The sequence below is a fragment of the Candidatus Thiodiazotropha sp. CDECU1 genome (genome assembly GCF_963455295.1).
Classification (GTDB): Bacteria; Pseudomonadota; Gammaproteobacteria; order Chromatiales; family Chromatiaceae; genus Thiodiazotropha.
Genome location: NZ_OY734020.1, coordinates 518997 through 537851, shown reverse-complemented (window position 1 = coordinate 537851; position 18855 = coordinate 518997). Strand labels below are relative to the sequence as shown.

21 protein-coding genes are annotated in these 18855 nt (G+C 51.0%); 13 read left to right on the top strand and 8 right to left on the bottom strand.

Annotated elements, in window-relative coordinates; translation table 11 throughout:
• The first annotated feature begins 80 nt into the window (after nucleotides 1-80).
• The 3 genes from R2K28_RS02360 (at nucleotide 81) to R2K28_RS02350 (ending at nucleotide 1846) form a co-directional block, all read left to right on the top strand.
• Nucleotides 81-995 (top strand): LysR substrate-binding domain-containing protein, encoded by a 915-nt coding sequence (locus R2K28_RS02360; RefSeq protein ID WP_316367821.1) that lies wholly within the window; start codon nucleotides 81-83, stop codon nucleotides 993-995.
• Between the two features lie 61 nt (nucleotides 996-1056).
• Nucleotides 1057-1500: an SRPBCC family protein gene (locus R2K28_RS02355; RefSeq protein WP_316367820.1), complete on the top strand. Its 444-nt coding sequence runs from the start codon at nucleotides 1057-1059 to the stop codon at nucleotides 1498-1500.
• Nucleotides 1501-1519: 19 nt separating this feature from the next.
• Complete coding sequence (locus R2K28_RS02350) at nucleotides 1520-1846, top strand: hypothetical protein (protein ID WP_316367819.1); 327 nt, start codon at nucleotides 1520-1522, stop codon at nucleotides 1844-1846.
• 30 nt (nucleotides 1847-1876) lie between these two features.
• Here the strand turns inward: R2K28_RS02350 and R2K28_RS02345 are convergent, their stop codons facing one another.
• Together R2K28_RS02345 and R2K28_RS02340 are read right to left on the bottom strand one after the other, a co-directional pair.
• On the bottom strand, nucleotides 1877-2488 hold the full coding sequence (locus R2K28_RS02345) for a class I SAM-dependent methyltransferase (protein ID WP_316367818.1): 612 nt from the start codon (nucleotides 2486-2488) through the stop codon (nucleotides 1877-1879).
• Between the two features lie 56 nt (nucleotides 2489-2544).
• Nucleotides 2545-2823 (bottom strand): hypothetical protein, encoded by a 279-nt coding sequence (locus R2K28_RS02340; RefSeq protein WP_316367817.1) that lies wholly within the window; start codon nucleotides 2821-2823, stop codon nucleotides 2545-2547.
• A gap of 367 nt (nucleotides 2824-3190) precedes the next feature.
• On the opposite strand from R2K28_RS02340, the gene R2K28_RS02335 reads away from it, so the two are divergent.
• From R2K28_RS02335 to R2K28_RS02315, 5 genes are all read left to right on the top strand, one after another.
• Nucleotides 3191-4498: a sugar ABC transporter substrate-binding protein gene (locus R2K28_RS02335; protein WP_316367816.1), complete on the top strand. Its 1308-nt coding sequence runs from the start codon at nucleotides 3191-3193 to the stop codon at nucleotides 4496-4498.
• Complete coding sequence (locus R2K28_RS02330) at nucleotides 4495-5397, top strand: carbohydrate ABC transporter permease (RefSeq protein WP_316367815.1); 903 nt, start codon at nucleotides 4495-4497, stop codon at nucleotides 5395-5397. The genes R2K28_RS02335 and R2K28_RS02330 overlap by 4 nt, the downstream gene beginning before the upstream one ends.
• Complete coding sequence (locus tag R2K28_RS02325) at nucleotides 5394-6224, top strand: carbohydrate ABC transporter permease (RefSeq protein WP_316367814.1); 831 nt, start codon at nucleotides 5394-5396, stop codon at nucleotides 6222-6224. The genes R2K28_RS02330 and R2K28_RS02325 overlap by 4 nt, the downstream gene beginning before the upstream one ends.
• Before the next feature lie 2 nt (nucleotides 6225-6226).
• Entirely contained in the window at nucleotides 6227-7378 is a 1152-nt protein-coding gene (locus tag R2K28_RS02320; protein ID WP_316367813.1) for an ABC transporter ATP-binding protein, read from the top strand.
• 174 nt (nucleotides 7379-7552) lie between these two features.
• The gene (locus R2K28_RS02315) at nucleotides 7553-8281 is read left to right on the top strand and encodes a c-type cytochrome (protein ID WP_316367812.1); all 729 of its coding nucleotides are present in this window, start codon (nucleotides 7553-7555) and stop codon (nucleotides 8279-8281) included.
• Nucleotides 8282-8296: 15 nt separating this feature from the next.
• Here the strand turns inward: R2K28_RS02315 and R2K28_RS02310 are convergent, their stop codons facing one another.
• On the bottom strand, nucleotides 8297-9688 hold the full coding sequence (locus R2K28_RS02310; protein ID WP_316367811.1) for an MBL fold metallo-hydrolase: 1392 nt from the start codon (nucleotides 9686-9688) through the stop codon (nucleotides 8297-8299).
• A gap of 208 nt (nucleotides 9689-9896) precedes the next feature.
• Between R2K28_RS02310 and R2K28_RS02305 the strand changes: the two genes are divergently transcribed.
• Nucleotides 9897-10604 (top strand): hypothetical protein, encoded by a 708-nt coding sequence (locus R2K28_RS02305; RefSeq protein ID WP_316367810.1) that lies wholly within the window; start codon nucleotides 9897-9899, stop codon nucleotides 10602-10604.
• Nucleotides 10605-10733: 129 nt separating this feature from the next.
• Here the strand turns inward: R2K28_RS02305 and R2K28_RS02300 are convergent, their stop codons facing one another.
• Together R2K28_RS02300 and R2K28_RS02295 are read right to left on the bottom strand one after the other, a co-directional pair.
• Nucleotides 10734-10979, bottom strand: a complete 246-nt coding sequence (locus R2K28_RS02300) for a hypothetical protein (protein ID WP_316367809.1) — start codon at nucleotides 10977-10979, stop codon at nucleotides 10734-10736.
• A 50-nt stretch (nucleotides 10980-11029) separates the two neighbouring features.
• Entirely contained in the window at nucleotides 11030-11374 is a 345-nt protein-coding gene (locus tag R2K28_RS02295) for a hypothetical protein (protein WP_316367808.1), read from the bottom strand.
• Nucleotides 11375-11764: 390 nt separating this feature from the next.
• Here R2K28_RS02295 and R2K28_RS02290 point away from each other — a divergent pair, with 390 nt between their 5' ends.
• From R2K28_RS02290 to R2K28_RS02275, 4 genes are read left to right on the top strand one after another with little or no spacing between them, the layout of a single operon-like run.
• Nucleotides 11765-12760, top strand: coding sequence for a lysylphosphatidylglycerol synthase transmembrane domain-containing protein (locus R2K28_RS02290; protein ID WP_316367807.1), 996 nt, complete (start codon nucleotides 11765-11767; stop codon nucleotides 12758-12760).
• Nucleotides 12761-12798: 38 nt separating this feature from the next.
• Nucleotides 12799-14229 carry a UbiA family prenyltransferase gene (locus R2K28_RS02285; protein ID WP_316367806.1) on the top strand — a complete coding sequence of 477 codons (1431 nt, stop codon included), beginning with the start codon at nucleotides 12799-12801 and terminating at the stop codon, nucleotides 14227-14229.
• Between the two features lies 1 nt (nucleotide 14230).
• Nucleotides 14231-15553, top strand: coding sequence for an FAD-binding oxidoreductase (locus tag R2K28_RS02280; RefSeq protein ID WP_316367805.1), 1323 nt, complete (start codon nucleotides 14231-14233; stop codon nucleotides 15551-15553).
• Nucleotides 15550-16287, top strand: a complete 738-nt coding sequence (locus R2K28_RS02275; RefSeq protein WP_316367804.1) for an SDR family oxidoreductase — start codon at nucleotides 15550-15552, stop codon at nucleotides 16285-16287. The genes R2K28_RS02280 and R2K28_RS02275 overlap by 4 nt, the downstream gene beginning before the upstream one ends.
• Before the next feature lie 30 nt (nucleotides 16288-16317).
• On the opposite strand, the gene R2K28_RS02270 is transcribed toward R2K28_RS02275, so the two are convergent.
• The 3 genes from R2K28_RS02270 to R2K28_RS02260 form a co-directional block, all read right to left on the bottom strand.
• The gene (locus R2K28_RS02270; RefSeq protein ID WP_316367803.1) at nucleotides 16318-17778 is read right to left on the bottom strand and encodes a hypothetical protein; all 1461 of its coding nucleotides are present in this window, start codon (nucleotides 17776-17778) and stop codon (nucleotides 16318-16320) included.
• A gap of 252 nt (nucleotides 17779-18030) precedes the next feature.
• Nucleotides 18031-18327, bottom strand: a complete 297-nt coding sequence (locus R2K28_RS02265; RefSeq protein WP_316367802.1) for a hypothetical protein — start codon at nucleotides 18325-18327, stop codon at nucleotides 18031-18033.
• A complete protein-coding gene (locus R2K28_RS02260) occupies nucleotides 18324-18845 on the bottom strand; it encodes a DUF3299 domain-containing protein (protein ID WP_316367801.1) in 522 nt (173 codons plus the stop codon). Before R2K28_RS02260 ends, R2K28_RS02265 begins: the two co-directional genes overlap by 4 nt.
• Nucleotides 18846-18855 lie beyond the last annotated feature (10 nt).

Genomic DNA, 18855 nt, shown 5'->3' with positions numbered 1-18855 from the left:
CTTGTGTTGGGTAGCAATCTTGGTAGAGGTGATATATCTTGTGAAGTTATATATTTTGATATTTAATCTTGAAAAGAGATATGGAACTGAGGCAGCTCAATTCACTGGTGGCCCTGGCAGAGTCGGGCTTCAACGTCACCCTGGCGGCAAAACAGATCTTTCTGGTGCAGTCGGCGGTCTCCCAGCACCTGGCCCAGCTCGAAAAGGAGCTGGGCACCCAGCTCTTCGTGCGCAAGGGGAAACGGCTGATCGCCCTGACGGCGGCTGGGGAGGAGGTTCTGAACTATGCGCGGCAGGCCCTCTCGATCCGTGAAAATATCCTTGCCATCGGCCGTGACCATGTGGAGGAGAGCAGTGGCGTACTGCGCATCGGCACCACCCATACCCAGGCACGCTATGTACTGCCTGCGGTGATCCGCGCCTTTCGCCCCCTCTTCCCCACCGTCAACCTGCAGATTCACCAGGGCACACCCAAGGAGCTGGTGGAGATGTCCATCAACGACCGGGTCGATTTCTCCATCTGCACCGAGGAGTTGGGGGATCACTCCGCGCTCAATGCCATCCCCTGCTATCGCTGGAACCGCAGTCTCATCGCCCTCAAGGACCACCCGGTGCTGGCGGAGAAATCCCTCTCCCTGGAGCGTATCTGCGACTACCCGCTTATCACCTACACCTTCGGCTTTACCGGTGCCAGCCATATGCAGAACACCTTCGCCCGGGCCGGACTGCAGCCCAACGTGGTTTTGACCGCCGCGGATACCGATGTGATCAAGACCTATGTACGGGAGGGCTTTGGCGTCGGGCTCATCGCCAGCATGGCCTATTCAAAAGAACAGGACAGGGATATGGCGATCCGGGATCTCGGCAACATGCTCCCCTGGGAGACCACCTGGGTGGCCTACCACAAGGACAAATACCTGCGCCGCTATCAGCAGAAGTTCATCGATCTGATGGAGTCGATGGTGCTTGAGAACGGTGTGACAAAAACATCCTAAAATTAACCTCTAATGCAAAAAACAGCAATATAGCAATGGGATTGGTAGAGATAACCACGAAATGTCCAACTACCTAACTTCTATTTGTTGTTCAGTCTCTGCCGAGCGTGCCTATAAGGCGATTACCCAAGAGATGTCGGCATGGTGGACACCGATGAGCGGGCGATTCGAAAAAGTCGGCGATAGAGCCAAAACCAACTTCGGCGGCGTATCCTACTGGGTATTCGAAGCGGTGTCCTTGAGCAAACCGCATATGATTGAACTCGAATGTTGCAAGTCCCATATGGTTTCAGACTCTTTGGATGATCCCGAAGAGTGGCTGGGAACACGCTTAAGGTTTGAGATCACCGAACAGGATGATCAAAGCACCATCACCCTTACCCATATAGGCTTAACCCCCGAGTTGCAGTGTTATGACATCTGCAAAGCTGGTTGGGATCACTATATCGCCAGCAGTCTAAAGCAACACCTCGACGGGGTCGGCGGCAGGCCCAACTCTTATTAGATCCACAGGATAACAAAGCATGGCTGAATATATCTTTACCTATCACGGCGGCAAGATGCCCGAAACACCGGAAGAGGGCGCTGAAGGGATGGCCGAATGGCAGGCTTGGGCGGACAGACTGGGTTCGGCCCTGACCAATCCAGGCACACCGGTGGGCATAACCAAGGTATTGACCCCTGGCGGCGTCTCCGAAGAACCCTCCTCAAATCCGATTATGGGATTCTCCATTCTTCAAGCCGAGAGCATGGAGACGGCGTTGGAGCTGCTAAAAACCTGTCCACACCTGGAATACGGTGGCACGCTGGAGGTATCCGAAATGCTGCCGATGCCTGGCGACATGGGTTAATGGAACAGTGCAAAGGCCAGGCGCATCCGATTAAAAGGAGAGGATGGAGCAACCCCTGATAGTGTTGCGAAACTCATGTTTCAGCTCTGGGAAGCGGGCCTGCCACATGTCCACGATCGCCTGTTCATCCTCGCGGGCGGCGTCATCCAGATAGATCTCACAGCTTTCGGCCAGACGTGTACGGCAGACGGGCAGCACAGGATAGCGCGAGCGCTTCTGAATAAAACCGGAAGGCCCATCGACCACCAGCATATCTATGCCTGATTCAGGAATGGCGTCTGTCGAGTACCACGCATAAGTTAATCCATCCACAAGCGTCTCCTGCAGCGGCGCATGGATCACGCTTGCATAGTCACCGAGATCATATCGATCGATATAGCTTCGTGTATGGTCGGCATACTGCTGACCATCCTCAAGACTGATCACATGCCCGGCACCATTGATCTGACAGCAGCGGGCCAGCATCAATGTTGTCAAACCGCTGCTGCACTCCAGAATAAGTTTGGGTGTGGCTTTCAGACAGGCATCGACAATGATCTGTATGAAATCTGACTCAGCGGTCCAATTTGGGGTGAAGGGGATGCCTTGATGTAAATCGAGTTGGATCTGTAACGCGTGATATTGTTGCGGATCGTCTGTCACTTATTCACTTTTCCATACTATTATTAATCTACTGCAGTTTCAGCCAATAGCCTGTCTTATTCGAGATCGATAAGTTCTATATACTCCGCCTCTACCTCAGCTTCGGCATAGGGCCCATCACCGTCATTATCTATTTGTGGCGTATCGAATTTAACCCAATAAAATACAATCGATCCCTTTTTTCCCTTAACGACTCTCCTTGCACCTCTCCATGACGCATGATCAGCCGCATGATGAGCGGCCAATTTGGGAGGTTTAGAAATTGTTCCTGTGCAGTCGTTAGGAAAATTCCAGTGACCTTCGATATGTACTCTGTTGCCTATTTTATATTTCATTTCTTATCTTGATGCTACAACTCACCAGAGGCTAAAAGTATTGTGAGGAACCATCGACACCACTATCGTCCGAGAGAGTTTACAATACTGGCCGCCTGTAAACGGCCATATTCTATAGTCACGCCATCCCAGTTTCACCACTTGGCATTTTGTTGAAGCAAAGCGGCCATCACCTTGAGACACTTGCTGCCTATATAGCGATATTAACAAGCCACCCTATCCTGTGGATAGATATAGACTGCAAAATGCGGCCAAATATGGTTACGATAAATGGCGCTTGAAAAATGACCAGTGTGTTAGGCTATTACCCAGTGCCAACCGATAAAACAAATCACACAATTTGGCTACAGACTTCAATAGCATAATCATGAGATATAGGAATCATACAGATAAGCTTCTGTTTATCGGCCTCTTGCTCACAATCCTCCTGGGTGGTTGCGGAAAAGGGACAGATTCAACGGCAGACGGCATCATGCTCAAGGTCTGGGCCCATGCCGGACAGGAGAGCGAGCGCACAGTTCTGCAACAACAGGTCGATCGTTTCAACCAAACAGATTCCTACACCAAGGTTCAACTCACCCTGATCCCCGAAGGGAGCTACAACGCCCAGATACAGGCCGCAGCCATTGCCGGCGAGCTGCCTGACCTGCTCGAGCTGGATGGTCCCTTTCTCTCCGCCTATGCCTGGCAGGGACACTTACGCCCGCTGGCGAACCTACTCGACAATAAACTGCTTGCCGATCTACTTCCATCGATCACTGCCCAGGGTAGTTATGCAGATCGGCTCTGGGCGGTCGGCATCTATGACTCGGGCCTCGGTCTGTATGCCGATCGCTCCAAGCTGCTTCAGGCAGAACTCCGCATCCCCTCGCTGCAGCAACCCTGGTCGTTGGATGAGTTCGAAGCTGCATTGAAGCAACTGGCCAGCCAGGACCCGGACGGACAGGTACTCGATCTCAAGCTCAACTATGCAGGCGAATGGTATACCTATGGCCTGTCGCCAATGCTGCAGTCGGCAGGGGGTGATCTCATCGAGCGAGAGCGTCACGACAGTGCCGATGGGGTACTCAATGGGCCACATAGCATAGCCATCCTAAGCAGGTTGCAAGGGTGGATAGCAGACAACCTGGTCGATCCCAATATCGATGATGCCGCCTTTACCAGTCGCCGCGTACCCTTGGCCTTGGGAGGGCATTGGAACTACCAGCAATACCACTCGAACCTGGGCGATGACCTGCTGCTACTGCCCTTGCCCGATTTCGGTACCGGCAGCAAGACAGGCCTGGGTTCATGGTGTTGGTCGATTACGGCTGACAGCGAGCGCCCCGAGGCGGCAGCCAGTTTTCTCGAATTCCTGCTCAGCACCGAAGAGGTGTTGTCCATGGCGAATGCCAACAGTGCCGTACCCGCCACCCGATCGGCCATCGATGCCTCCCCTCTCTATCGCCAGGATGGGCCACTCCATCTGTTTGTTGCACAGCTCAACCAGGGGCATGGTGTGCCACGACCGAGAACCCCGGCTTATCCGATCATCACGGCTGAGTTTCAAAAGATTGTCGATCGCATTCGCAGCGGGGGCGATGTACAGCGTGTGCTGGACAGCGCAGTGGAGGTAATCGATCGTGAGATTGAGGACAATCAGGGCTATCCCTGGCAAGGAGTAGCAAAACCTTGAGCAAGCAACGCCGTTTACGTGATCAAACAACAACAGCCGTAATCATGGCGATTCCCGCATTGGCGGGACTGCTGCTTTTTATCCTCCTTCCCTTCGCCACAGCCTTGGTATTAGCCTTTACCGACCTGCGCCTCGGCTCGCCACTGCCAGTGAATTTTGTTGGCTTCGATCAATTCCTGCATCTGTTCGACAATCCCGGCTTCTTGCGAGCGCTACTCAACAATCTCCTGTTCGCGTTAATCGTGGTCCCCGTGCAAACCGCGCTCGCCCTCGCATTGGCCCTGTTGCTGAATCAGGGACTCCCTGGAACTGTCGCGTTTCGCACCCTTTTCTTCATGCCTGTTGTCTTCCCCATGTCCCTGGTTGCGGTAATCTGGTCACTGATCTATGCCCCGGGTTCGAACGGCATGATGAACACCTTTCTCACACAGGCGAGCTTTGGTCTGTGGGAGGCCAGGGACTTCTTACGTGATCCCATATTTGCCCTGCCGGGCATCATGCTGCTTTCGATCTGGCAGGGCGTGGGATTTCAGATGGTGATCCTGCTCGCCGGCCTGCAGAATATTCCGCAGACACTCTATGAAGCCGCCACCCTTGATGGTGCCGGGCGTCGCCAGCAACTCTTGCACATCACCCTGCCACAACTGCGCAATCCATTGATCTTCGTTATGCTGATCACCACCATTCTCGCCTTTCGCCTGTTTGACCAGGTGCAGATCATGACCCGGGGAGGTCCCGACAATGCCACCACAACCGTTATGTATGAGGCGGTGCAGGCGGCCTTCGCCCGCCAACAGGTAGCCCTTGCCAGTGCCATGACGGTGGTGTTCTTTCTACTCGTGCTCGCAGTCACCTGGCTACAGCGCCGTTTCACACACCATGAGCGGGAGGTGGCATGAGACCTGCCCCACGCATTCTGTTCAGTTATCTACTACTTGTCGGCATGGCGCTGCTGTTCATCGCCCCATTGATCATGATGTTCTCCGGCAGCCTCAAACCGGATCATAGAGTATTGTTGGAGGGTGGTTCACTGGCAGCATTTCTACCAAGCGACCTATCTCTGCAAAACTATAACGACGTGTTTCGACGCAGCGATTTTCTGCGCTTCTTTTTCAATTCGCTGTTCATCACCAGCTGCATTGTCATCTGTGGCCTGTTGGTCAATTCACTCGCCGCCTATGCCTTCGCGCGCCTGCAGTGGCGTGGGCGGGATCTGCTCTTCAATCTGGTTCTGGCACTGATGATCCTGCCTTTCGAGGCAATCGCCGTGCCCTTGTTCTATGGCGCTTCCCTGCTCGGTCTGCGCGATAGCTACAGTGTGCAGATCATCCCGTTTATTGCCAACGCCTTCGCCATCTATCTCTTCTACAGCTTTTTCATCGGCATGCCCAAAGAACTCGAAGAGGCCGCCCGTCTCGATGGCGCTTCAACCCTGCGTATCTTTTTCAGCATCATCGTGCCGAATGCCAAACCGGCATTCGCCAGTGTCGCCATTCTCACCTTCCTCACTTGGTGGGGTAGCTACCTTTGGCCCACGATGGTAACCATTGGCCCTACAGTGCGCCCCTTACCGGTTGCTATCGCCAGCTTCTATACCCTGCCACCCCTGCAATGGGGCGATATCCTCGCCTTTGGAATGATGATGGTGTCTCCGGTATTGCTGGTGTTTGTCATCTTTCAACGCTGGTTCGTTGCCGGCGTGGCAAGTTCGGCTATAAAGGGCTGAGTATGGCTACTATCGAGTTCGACAACGTCAGTAGAAGCTTCGGTGGCACTATTGACGCAATCCATGAACTGAACCTCAAGGTCAATGATGGTGAACTCATGGTGCTTGTCGGCCCCTCCGGTTGCGGCAAATCCACACTGTTGCGCATGACGGCAGGTTTGGAGGAGATCAGTTCAGGCGAGATCCGTATAAATGACCGGGTGGTCAACCACATCCCCCCACAGCAACGCAATCTGGCCATGGTGTTTCAGAACTATGCCCTCTACCCCCACATGACGGTACGCGACAACCTGGCGTTTCCCTTGCGTATGCAGAAACAGTCAGTCGCCGCCATCGAGGAGAAGGTGATGGGAATCGCAGAAATGCTCGATCTCATACCGCTCCTGGCACGCAAACCCAAGGCCTTGTCGGGAGGACAGCGCCAACGGGTGGCGATGGGCCGCGCGATCATCCGCGAGGCCGACATCTTTCTGATGGATGAACCGCTCTCCAACCTGGACGCCCGACTACGGGTTCAGATTCGTTCCGAGATCGCCCGCCTGCAAAGCGAACTCGCCACCACCACCCTGTATGTCACCCACGACCAGGCAGAGGCCATGACCCTGGGTCAGCGGGTGGCCGTGATCAGTCACGGACTGTTGCAACAGGTGGGGACGCCTCAAGCGATCTATGAGCGTCCCACCAATGCCTTCGTTGCACGATTTATCGGCTCCCCCGGCATGAACCTGCTTTGCGCATCGCTACGCCGGGATAACCGCGAGAGCCTGCTCGAACTGGGGCCTATACGCCTCCCGCTCCCGCAGCAGCTAGTGGCGAATTTTCCAGGTCTTGCTTCTCGCTACGAAGAGAGACTGCTAGTGGGGATTCGTCCCCATGCAATCCAACTGGCCAATACGCAGTCAGAGCAAAACCTGGCTGCCCGGATTAGCGCGGTTGAAGCAATGGGGCATGAGACAATCCTGCATCTGGATACAGATCTGATCATGCACACAAGCGCCAAGGCCGGTGAAGCCAAGACCCCGGGTGATGCGCCTCATTTACTGGTCCAATTGACCGGCCACCAGAACTTCAGAATTGGTGAACAACTCTATGTGCATATCGGGGTAGAGAATCTGTGCTTTTTCGATCGGAATGGCAAGGCAATCCATTCTTAACCAGGCCACCGAATATGCCATGCAGATGATTTTGCGCAAAGAAATCAACTGACATTCAGACTATATTTAAATTGTCGCGACCGCTGGGAGATAGCGGTACCATGCTTGTATTGAAAGCTGTGACGGAGCGTCATTCTAACTAAGGATTGATATTAAAAACCTGCAGGGAATAACATGGTGTACCGTTCAATTATCTATCTGTTACTGATCACGCTTGGCGCTGGCCAGTTCAGCCTGGCTGTTGCCGATAACGCGCTGCAGGCGGCTATGGAGCTGGAAGGGGCCCTCCTCCTCACACCGGACATTGAAAACGGCAAGAAGGTCTACCGCACCTGTGCGGTCTGTCATCAACCTGAGGCCTGGGGCAAGGAGAGCGGCTACTACCCTCAGGTAGCCGGTCAGATAAGAACAGTCATCATCAAACAACTGGCTGACATCCGTGCGCGAAATCGGGACAACCCAACCATGCTCCCGTTCACCAGGCTCGAACTGCTGTCACTGCAGGAGATCGCGGATGTCAGTGCCTATATCGCCAATTTGCCAATGACCCGCCACAACGGGGTCGGTCCAGGTACCGACCTTGTACATGGAAAAAAGATCTATGAAGACTATTGTGCCGAGTGCCATGGCCCCCGTGCTGAAGGGGTTGTCGACGACCATATTCCCTTGTTACAAGGTCAGCACTACCGCTATCTCATGCGTCAGTTCTTTTGGATCAGAGACGGGCGAAGACGCAACGCCGACAAGAAAATGGTGAAACAGATCCAGGGATTCCAATCCCGTGACATCAGTGCTGTGATGGACTATATCTCGCGCTTACAGCCTCCCGAGGAGAAACTCGCACCCGCTGACTGGCGTAACCCCGATTTTCCCAACTACCGCAGTACCGGTCACCGACAATAGGAGAGCGGGTAGCTATCAGAGCGCTAGAACGTCACCCATATCCGGCACAGATGCCTTGAGGCCCAACTCCGATTCCAGCAGATCACGCAAGTCCTTTTTTGACTCGGGCTCGCCGTGTACCACGTGCATCTGTGGTGAGCTCTTCCTGAAATTACCCACCCAACGGGTCAGGTCATCCACATCCGCATGTGCCGAGAGACCGCCCACGGTGTGGATACTCGCCTTAACCCGATATTCATCACCATGGATCTTAACCCGGGATTTACCATCCACCAGGGCACGCCCCAGTGTGCCATGGGCCTGATAGCCCACGATCATGATATGCGCGCCTGAACGGGAGATATTGTGCTTGAGATGGTGCATGATCCTGCCACCCGTACACATGCCACTGGCGGAGATGATAATCGCGCCGCTCTTGATCCGGTTGATCCCCATCGACTCCTGGGGTGACTCGGTCAACTTGAGGTTCCTTAGATGGGGCATCTCATTGATCTGCTTGCGCAACTTGGTCGCCTCCTCGTCATAGAGGTGGGGATACTCCCAGTAGACCTTGCTCGCCCTGATCGCCATCGGGCTGTCCAAGAACACCTGCCAACGCCCCAGGTCCCACTCATCGTAATATTTTCCCAGGTAGTAGAGAATCTCCTGGGTACGGCCTATGGAAAAGGCCGGAATCAACAGGTTGCCCTTCCCATGGGCCGCTGCACTGATGATCTCACCGATCTCCTCAATCGTGTTCTGACGATCCCTGTGACGGCGGTTACCGTAGGTACTCTCCACAATCACATGGTCCGCCTCATCGATCACCGCCGGGTCGTTCAGGATCGGGGTGTCGTACTGACCCAGGTCGCCACTGAAGACAATCTTCCGTTGTTTGCCCTTTTCATTCAGCCACACCTCGACACTGGATGAACCGAGAATATGCCCCGCGTCCTGAAAGCGGATCGAGATCCCCGGCAGGATCTCCCGCTTCTCCCTGTATTTCAGGCCAACGAGGTTATTCAACGCGTCACGGGCATCGGGTACGGTGTAGAGGGGCTCGACGAATGGTTTCCCCTTACGCTTTCGCCACTTGTTTTCATACTGCGCATCCTTCTCCTGCAGGAAGGCGGAATCCTGCAGCAGGATATCGCACAACTCCATGGTGGCATTCTGCGCGTAGATCGGCCCCTGATAGCCCTGCTTGACCAGCAGCGGGATGCGCCCCGAATGGTCGATATGGCCATGACTGAGGACAACCGCGCTGATCTCGTCGGGAGAGAAGGGAAAGGGACGGTGGTTTTTCTCCATCTCCTCCCTGCGACCCTGAATCAATCCGCAATCGAGCAATATTGTCTCTCCATTGGCACGCAGGATATGACAGGAACCGGTTATGCCGCTGGTTGCACCATAGAATTCAATCTGCATAGGAAGTGTCCTTATGAGGATCTTTTTGATTCGACGTGAAAGGCCATACTGGTAGCTTACCATGAGGATACGCCAATCCACCCTTTAGGCCTATATAAAGCCACAAAATTAAACATTCACAGGGTCATTTAAGGCATATAATCACTTATGGAAGCTAAAATAGCAGCCTGACTGACACCACTCAATCAACCAACCTCACCGGGTAGCCATGATGACAACAGGTACAGAGCAATTAGAGGGGCAAGCAACTAAAAACGGTTTTCGCGGCATCCATATCCTATGGATCGTACTGGCTACCATCCTGGTCACCGCCGCTATCACATACTGGGTGGTGCGTACCTATATCTATGCCAAGGATTTTACTCCGGTGGAACTGAGTCATGCCGAACAACAGGTACTCAACGGCAAACTCAAGCAGTTGGGCTATGAACCAAACCCGGCCTCCGAGTCCAACGCCAAACCTCAACAAAAGGAGACAGATGAGGAGTGGCTGAAACCGCAACGCTACAATGAGAAGGGGGCAAAGCGCGAGGTCTTTTTCAGCGAGAGGGAACTCAATGCCATGGTGGCGAACAATCAGGACCTGGCCAGGAAGCTCGCCATCGACCTGGGTGACGACCTGGTGAGCGCAAGACTGCTGGTGCCGGTCGATCAGGACTTCCCCATCTTCGGCGGCAAGACCCTGCGTGTCTCCACGGGTGTAGAGATGGCGTTCCGCGAAGCCAAACCGGTGGTGATCCTGAAGGGTGTCAGCATCATGGGCGTACCCATACCCAACGCCTGGTTGGGCGGCCTTAAGAATATCGACCTGATCAGCGAATTTGGTGATGACCAGGGCTTTTGGAGCGGATTTGCCAAAGGTGTTGAGGATATTCGAGTCGAAGAGGGCGAGCTTAAAATCAAACTCAAAGAATAAGTTGTTTAACCACAAGACACAGCCAACCCTTTCTCCCCTCTCCCACTCCCCTGGGATGATGGAGTCGCTAATCCTGAGGATACCTATCCCGGGAAGCAGATATGAACCCTCGGAGCCAGGAACCACACTCTACATATCCCGCACCAATCGAACATAGTTGTAGATACGCGCGGCATCTCCTTGCGGACTGATGTCGAAATAGTAGCCATCAGTTACATAGGTTAGGTTATAGCCTTCCTGTGACCCGCCCTGTTCCACAATTTCTGCACTCACTGTCTCATCTTCACTCGACGAACCGCCACCGCAACCTGCCAGGGCTATTGACAGCAAGCAGATGAGACAATAGCCGGTAAAATCAACTTTGCATATTTCCACTGTTACCATCCCTTAACCTCGGTACCAATCTCACTCACAGACTTGGTTTTTCAACGCCGGCGACCCGGGCGGCCTGCTCTTTCATGCCAAAGACGATATGCCTCGAGCTGCTCTATCTGTGCCTGGGTCAGCACAGTAGAGAGCCGTTCCCGGGTTTCCACACGATGTTGCTCCAATTCATCATGATGGCGCTTGTGCAATAACACGCGACCCTGTAACCGCTCTTCCAGTATGGTCTCCAGGGAAGCCATCTGTTCATCGGTAAGTTCCAACCGCTGCTGCAGAGACTTACTATCGGATCCACCGCAGGAACCACCAAGGGGTGACATGGCAGCGGCTGAGCTCGCCACAAAAATAAAAATAACTAAAGTTGTAAAAAGTGCTTTATTCTTCATCTGTCACTCCAAGCTCATACTGAATTACTGCAATCTATTGAACCGATCAAACAGGCCCGTTCACTACTGAGTCTAAGCAGCGATATCGCAGGGATAGAGGAGAAAATGTGGAGAAATTGTAGAGATCAGGCAGGACCAGACATCAGTGCAGCAACAAGGAATAGTAGATATCTCAGGGCCGGAAAATCTTCAGGATTGAACCAGTGAAATAGCTTGACATATGCATGAAAATATACTTCGAAGAAGCAGTGACCAGCTGCTCTTTGACCCACATGATGAAGGATTTACTGCAATATGTTATCCCCCCTACCCGGCTTAGTGTTCATGGAGTTAACATATGGTATTGTTCAATCACCTATCATCAGATAATTATTTGTATGCAATTTTGCCATGACGGCAATGAATAAAAATGATGCATCCATGCAGCGCCTTATTCGCCCATTACTATGGTCGATCCTTGCAGCTATGGCGATATATGGCGGGTTTGTAATCGCCAGTGATTTCGAAGGTTTTATCAACTCACTCACTAAGCTCAGTCTTGAAGGCTGGTTGATTGTCCTGGGCCTGTCACTGTGTAATTACTGCCTGCGATTTGTCCGTTGGGAAATCTATCTACACCGCCTCAACAGCCGAATACCTACACTGCAGAGCCTGGCCTACTACCTGGGTGGTTTTGCGTTTACCACAACCCCCGGAAAGGCAGGCGAAGCTGTACGATCCCTGTATCTGAAAAGACATGGCGTTTCCTACACTAACAGCTTAGCTGCCTTCTTCACCGAGCGATTTACAGATCTCATCGCCATGGTCTTGCTGGCCCTGACCGCAGCCGTGATGTTCCCCGATTATCAATGGCTGGTAATGGTGATCACTGCTATTATTTTGGCACTTCTACCTGTTATACATGCAAAATTCTTCCACAGTGCCCTCGAAAAGCAGTTAAACAAACTACATTCAGAGAAGATTCGAGGAATCGGTCTACACGTATTGGAGCTGTTACGCTCAGCTGGCTCCTTGTTACGATCAGGCCCTCTCTACACAGGTGTTATTCTAGCGCTCATCGCATGGGGCGCTGAAGGCATAGCTTTTTATGTAATCCTGCAGTCACTCGATATCGATACGACTATCAAATTAGCAGTAGGAATCTATTCTGTCAGCATCTTGGCCGGAGCACTGTCCCTCATACCCGGCGGGCTGGGTGGAGCAGAAGCGGTTATGATCCTGCTATTGAAGCTTGTTGGCGCAGATACCCCGACGGCTGTCGCTGCCACATTGATCTGCCGCTTGGCTACACTGTGGTTTGCCGTCATCATCGGCGGCATTGTCATTGCCGCCGTAGAAGTCAATAATAAGAACAATGGCAATCAGACTTCCAATCCCCCTCAGTAATACAAATGCGATGAATATACTGTAAGCATGGAGGATTCATGACAACAACCAATAAAAAACCACTAGTCGTGGACCTGGACGGGACACTGATTCAAACCGATCTACTCATTGAATCTGTGCTTGCTTTGATAAAACATAATCTCCTCTATGTATTCCTACTTCCCATTTGGCTTCTCAAGGGCAAAGCCAAGCTCAAACAAGAAATAGCATCACGGGTTGATATCGATGCAAGCCTGTTACCTTACCAGGATAAATTTCTTGAGTACCTCAAGGCAGAGCATGCCAATGGGCGCAGACTTATTTTAGCCACCGCGTCAAACGAAAAATTCGCACATTCCATAGCGCACCACCTGGGAATCTTCGCCGATGTGCTGGCAAGCGATGACCAGACAAACCTCTCCGGGCAACATAAACTTGAAGGGCTACAAAGGGCACTTGGCAACCAGGATTTCGTTTATGCTGCCAACGCGATGGTCGACCTTCGAGTCTGGGAGGGGGCTGACTCGGCCGTGCTCGTCAATCCGGAGCCTGGCGTGATAGAGGCAGTCCAGGATCATGTTGAAAATCCCCTCGTATTTGAAACCCCTGACCTCAACTCCGTCAAAAACTATATCAAGGCATTGCGATTTCACCAGTGGCTAAAAAACTTTCTAATATTCATTCCACTCTTGATGGCTCACAAGTTTTATGACCTGCAACTGCTTTCTCAGGTTTTTGTAGGTTTTATTGCCTTTGGGCTGTGTGCTTCAAGTGTCTATTTACTGAACGATTTATTAGATCTGGCCGACGACAGACAACACCCCACCAAGCGTCATCGACCCTTTGCTGCCGGTACCATTTCCATTCTCAAAGGCACCCTGCTCATCCCCGTGCTTTTGATTGCAGCATTCGGTCTTTCACTGCTTTTACCGCTTGAGTTTACCGGCGTACTCGCACTCTATTATGCGATCACAATCGCATATTCTCTCTACCTTAAACGCTTCGCCCCAATCGATATATTAACTCTGGCCGGCCTCTATACAATTCGCGTTATCGCCGGTGCGGCGGCAGTTTCAATCATGCCATCATTTTGGTTGTTGGCCTTCTCCATGTTCGTATTCTTAAGCCTGGCGCTGGTCAAGCGCTTTACAGAATTATTGAAGCTACAACACCAGCATCAGACCACGACACGTGGTCGTGGTTATTCGACAATAGATCTCCATACCCTTGCCCAATTTGGAAGCGCCAGCGCGTACACCGCGGTACTTGTATTAGCACTCTATATCAACAGTGATGACGTGACAAAACTCTATTCCCACCCGGAACTGATCTGGATGCTGTGCCCGCTTGTACTCTATCTTATGACGAGGATCTGGCTATTGGTGCACAGGGGAGAACTTGACGAAGATCCTGTGGTATTCGTTATTCGCGACCGTCATAGCCTGTGGCTGGTAGTGATTGGTGCAGTATTGTTATGGTTGGCCATATAAGATGACAGAAAAACGCTATCAGTCCTGGGGACGCTACCCCAAAGTCACACAAAACGCACATAACCTCTATTGGCGTGATGACTCTCTCCCGACACAAGCCATGTCAGGAAAATCCTTTCTCCCGATTGGTAATTGCAGAAGTTATGGAGATGTATGTCTGAATGACGGTGGCATAGTTATGAATTGCCGCCACCTGGACCACTTCATTCAGTTCGACCAGGCAACTGGACTCCTACGTTGTGAAGCAGGCGTGTTACTCTCAGAGATCCTTCAGCTGACAGTTGCCAAGGGTTGGTTTTTACCAGTCACGCCTGGTACCCAGTTTGTCACTGTAGGCGGCGCCATAGCCAACGATGTGCATGGTAAGAATCATCACAAAGCCGGAACTTTCGGCCAACATGTGCGCAGTTTTGAACTGTTAAGGTCTGACGGTACGCGGCTTATTTGCTCAACAAATGAAAATAGCGAGTACTACCAAGCCACTATCGGCGGCTTGGGTCTCACGGGCATCATCACCTGGGCGGAGATCCAGCTTCATCCCATAAAAAACGCATATATCGATCAGGAGATCATTCGCTATAACAATCTCAGTGAATTCTTCGCACTCGCTCGAGAATCCGACCAGGACTTTGAGCATACGGTTGCCTGGATCGACTGTCTGGCAAAAGATAAACAGATTGGCCGCGGCCTGTTCATCCGCGGCAATTACGCAGAGACTATCGGCGCAAAAACCCCAAGACACTTTTCAAAAAGGATATCTTTCCCGCTCGATCCTCCTTTTACATTGGTCAACCACCTGTCACTCAAACTATTCAACACACTCTATTTCAATAAACAGCGCACAGACAGGATTCAGGGTCAGATACACCACCAACCATTTTTCTATCCCCTGGATGCAATACATAGCTGGAATCGCATCTATGGATCAAAGGGATTCTTCCAATATCAATGCGCAATACCGACAGAGCAGATGGAAGATGCTATACACGAGATCCTGCAACGCATCAGCAGGGCCGGTCTTGGCTCATTCCTAACGGTGCTGAAGCTGTTCGGCAACAAGCCATCGCCAGGGTTACTGTCATTCCCCATGCCTGGTGCGACCCTGGCACTTGACTTCCCGAACAAGGGAGCACAGACACTGCAGCTACTTAGTCAATTGGATGAAGTCACCCGTTCGGTTGACGGACGCATCAATCCATCCAAGGACGCACGCATGTCAGGGGAGGATTTCAGAAACAGCTATCCGAATTGGGTTAAGATGGAACAATATATGGATCCAAATATTTCATCGAGTTTCTGGCGGCGGGTAACGGAGGCATCATGAAAAAGGTACTTATCATCGGAGCAACATCAGCGATCGCCGAGGCCACCGCACGCTTGTTTGCAGAGGCTGGGGACGCATTATTTCTTGTGGCCCGCAATCAAGACAAACTGGACATTATCGCAGATGATTTGAAGCTGCGTGGTGCGGCGACTGTTTCGACCGAGATCCTTGATGTACTAGAGTACTCCCGGCATAAAGCAGTAGTTCATGCCGCCGTTGAGACCCTCGATGGACTTGATCTGGCTCTCATAGCCCACGGCACCCTGCCTGACCAAAGCGCATGCGAACAATCCTTTGAGCTCAGTCACAAGGAGTTTGAGGTCAATGCGTTAAGTACCATATCCCTATTAACACATTTGGCTAACCACTTCGAGGATGAGGGCAGCGGAACGATCGCTGTCATATCGTCTGTAGCTGGAGATCGTGGACGACAAAGTAACTATCTATACGGCTCCGCGAAAGGAGCACTATCGATATACCTGCAGGGACTACGAAATCGCTTGTATAAGTCTGGAGTGAATGTTCTGACGGTAAAACCCGGGTTTGTTGACACCCCGATGACGGCCGCCTTCGACAAAGGGTTATTATGGGCCTCACCGGCCACAGTGGCAGACAAGTTAAACAAAGCGATCAATAGTCAAAAAGATGTTGTTTATATTCCATGGTTTTGGCGCTATATAATGGCCATTATCAAATCAATACCCGAGTTTGTTTTCAAGCGACTATCTTTGTAATGTATACCTAAGCTTCACAATATCCTAATTTCAAAACAGATAATGCAGCATGATCTCTTTGTGGCCACTATGAGGAATATGCCATGTCAGAGCATAAATGAACAGCAACGCCACCACCCCCATATATAGAGAATATTTTATTATTTTGTTACCGAAAGTTATGCTTTGGATATAATCTTTAATTCCAGCAGTAATACCCCCTGTAGCATCTGCAGCTAACGGACTGGCCATTGAAACAATCATTAGCGATACCAAATGAATGTAGATAAACCGCCCCCAATCTACAGCAACAAAAAATAACGGTATCGTCCCTATGACAGTGCTCAGGAATAGCATTTTGACAGCCACACTGGATGAAATGATGGAAAACCTGTTTGCGATTGGAATATATGCAATCAGCGCAAGTAGAGAGCAGATTAAATATTTCCAAATATAGTCGTTCCTGGCAATATTGCTTTGCACGATATCTCTACCATAACCCGTGGATTCAGAAAGCGCCGCAATAGCCCCAAGACTCTCACAATTTACGGCCGCGTGCTCTTTCAACGAATTACAAATTTCACTCACATGTTGCTCTGAGCCTGTGTAGATAAGTGCGAGGAAAAATGCAAAAACCGACAATCCTACGTAAATCGACACATAAAATAGATCCTTTTTCTCAAAATACTCAGATTTATAGAAATACAACATCAGAAAATATGGCAAAAACACCGCCAGCATTTCATGGGATAACACCAAAACCGGATAGATAAGGAGCACTAAGATGGAGGCTATTTTTTGCGTGCCGGGCTTTGTCGTCAGCATCAACCAGACATAAGAGGAAAACAACGCCAGATATAGAATCTCTTTTCTGAAACCACCCTGTATATCATGCAAATGATAGGTAAAGATGAATGGTGAAATAATCAGCACAATATACGCAAGCAGATTATTCTGCCTTCTGAGTAATAAACCCGTGAATAGATAGAAAATAAAATAACACATCACCTGGGTAATAAATACGAATGAACCTGGCTTGATACCGGTTATATTCCATAATCTGAAATAGACCTCGCCAAGCAGCCCCCGGCGCACAAACCCTCCTTGGTAATTGATGAGCCAATCGGCGATACGCCAATTGTTATTGTCCACATAGCCTTGCCATGACGCAGACGCTGTCAATAAAAACATAATCGCAAGAAAAGTGAACAGTAAATAATCCTTCAACTCAAACTGCTTAATATTGCTTTCCAATGAGAGCAGTTTGTAGAGTCCTGGTGTAACCAGTGTGAAGATGACACAGAGAAGCAAGAGCAGGTGGTAGGATTCATCAAACGCGTTGTAATAAACACTAAGAGGGATGGTATCCTGGCCACCAATCAGCCGGTTAAAAATAGATGCATTACCTTCATAGATCGACTTTATGGCATCATGCCCAAAGTATCCGATAATCGTCAGGCCTATCCAGAGCAATGCAAACAGCAGATACAACAATCTTTTTTTAGTAAACATTTTAACTAATTACTCTTAATTACGGAGAAACAATCTATCGGGTAATAGATACAGAATATCTGTATACAGACAACAGCCATCACCGACACCCCCGTCATACGAACCACGCAATGTTCTGCACAAGCCAAGAAATAGCATTCAAGCAAACATCAGAGTACACACCAAGTCGCCTATTATGAAATTTACTGTGATCTTTTCAGCATACGCAAACACGATCGATTCCAAGCGCCTTCACTTATAAACCAATCTCTTTCAGGGTAGTTGACCTTCTTGTGCCTTGAATTGCATAAGATCCATAGGACCGGGTCTATCCATACCGATTGAATCTTCTACGCAATGGCATCTTCCCCTTGAGCCGAAGCGCAGCTGATTCAGCTCTTCACACCCTTTCCGATCCCCCACTGCCGGTATGACAAGAGGCTGGTCACTGAATGGTGTGTAGTCATCCGGCGCATGGATATGGCAAACCACTTCCCTGGCATGAAGCTGGGAGTAACTAACACCACACAGGATTATTGTAACGGCGAATGATCGCCAGGCCATACTCATTCGTAGGGTGTCACCTCTTCCGCCTCTATCTGATACCCGGCGGTCGCCAGGTCACTGTCAAAGGATTTGGCACTCAGAATCCCGTATACCCAGACCGTATCGAAGGCCTGACGTATCTTCGCGTCACCCTTGGGCACCTTCACATAGACGGTCTGATTGGCTGGGGGGGGAGGTACATGGATACAGGCGCCATAGTAGGGTACCAGCAGAAACTCGGTCAGCTTCTTGCCGTCTCCTTCAATGGGCACCACGAAACCGGGAAGCTTGACCCGTTTGCCATCCAGGCTTTCAACCACTGGCGCCTCCGCCCAGGCCGCCTCCAGTTCCTCCAGTATCTTCTGCGCCCTGGGATCATCGTCTTCAAGTGCGTTGATATCGCCAAACTGCTGCATGATCTTATCCGGACGATAGTCCTCGGGAATCATGGCATCCCACTCCAGTTCCTGGGCAGGCTCGGCATGCACGGGTGTCAGGGACAGGAGTGAGAAAAATAACAGTACAATAACCCAGAATTTCATAAATGGTCCT

Coding starts and splice junctions, on each gene's coding strand:
- R2K28_RS02360 (WP_316367821.1), top strand. CDS start 81: ATGGAACTGAGGCAGCTCAATTCACTGGTGGCCCTGGCAGAGTCGGGC.
- R2K28_RS02355 (WP_316367820.1), top strand. CDS start 1,057: ATGTCCAACTACCTAACTTCTATTTGTTGTTCAGTCTCTGCCGAGCGT.
- R2K28_RS02350 (WP_316367819.1), top strand. CDS start 1,520: ATGGCTGAATATATCTTTACCTATCACGGCGGCAAGATGCCCGAAACA.
- R2K28_RS02340 (WP_316367817.1), bottom strand. CDS start 2,823: ATGAAATATAAAATAGGCAACAGAGTACATATCGAAGGTCACTGGAAT.
- R2K28_RS02335 (WP_316367816.1), top strand. CDS start 3,191: ATGAGATATAGGAATCATACAGATAAGCTTCTGTTTATCGGCCTCTTG.
- R2K28_RS02325 (WP_316367814.1), top strand. CDS start 5,394: ATGAGACCTGCCCCACGCATTCTGTTCAGTTATCTACTACTTGTCGGC.
- R2K28_RS02320 (WP_316367813.1), top strand. CDS start 6,227: ATGGCTACTATCGAGTTCGACAACGTCAGTAGAAGCTTCGGTGGCACT.
- R2K28_RS02315 (WP_316367812.1), top strand. CDS start 7,553: ATGGTGTACCGTTCAATTATCTATCTGTTACTGATCACGCTTGGCGCT.
- R2K28_RS02310 (WP_316367811.1), bottom strand. CDS start 9,688: ATGCAGATTGAATTCTATGGTGCAACCAGCGGCATAACCGGTTCCTGT.
- R2K28_RS02305 (WP_316367810.1), top strand. CDS start 9,897: ATGATGACAACAGGTACAGAGCAATTAGAGGGGCAAGCAACTAAAAAC.
- R2K28_RS02295 (WP_316367808.1), bottom strand. CDS start 11,374: ATGAAGAATAAAGCACTTTTTACAACTTTAGTTATTTTTATTTTTGTG.
- R2K28_RS02290 (WP_316367807.1), top strand. CDS start 11,765: ATGACGGCAATGAATAAAAATGATGCATCCATGCAGCGCCTTATTCGC.
- R2K28_RS02285 (WP_316367806.1), top strand. CDS start 12,799: ATGACAACAACCAATAAAAAACCACTAGTCGTGGACCTGGACGGGACA.
- R2K28_RS02280 (WP_316367805.1), top strand. CDS start 14,231: ATGACAGAAAAACGCTATCAGTCCTGGGGACGCTACCCCAAAGTCACA.
- R2K28_RS02275 (WP_316367804.1), top strand. CDS start 15,550: ATGAAAAAGGTACTTATCATCGGAGCAACATCAGCGATCGCCGAGGCC.
- R2K28_RS02270 (WP_316367803.1), bottom strand. CDS start 17,778: ATGTTTACTAAAAAAAGATTGTTGTATCTGCTGTTTGCATTGCTCTGG.
- R2K28_RS02265 (WP_316367802.1), bottom strand. CDS start 18,327: ATGAGTATGGCCTGGCGATCATTCGCCGTTACAATAATCCTGTGTGGT.
- R2K28_RS02260 (WP_316367801.1), bottom strand. CDS start 18,845: ATGAAATTCTGGGTTATTGTACTGTTATTTTTCTCACTCCTGTCCCTG.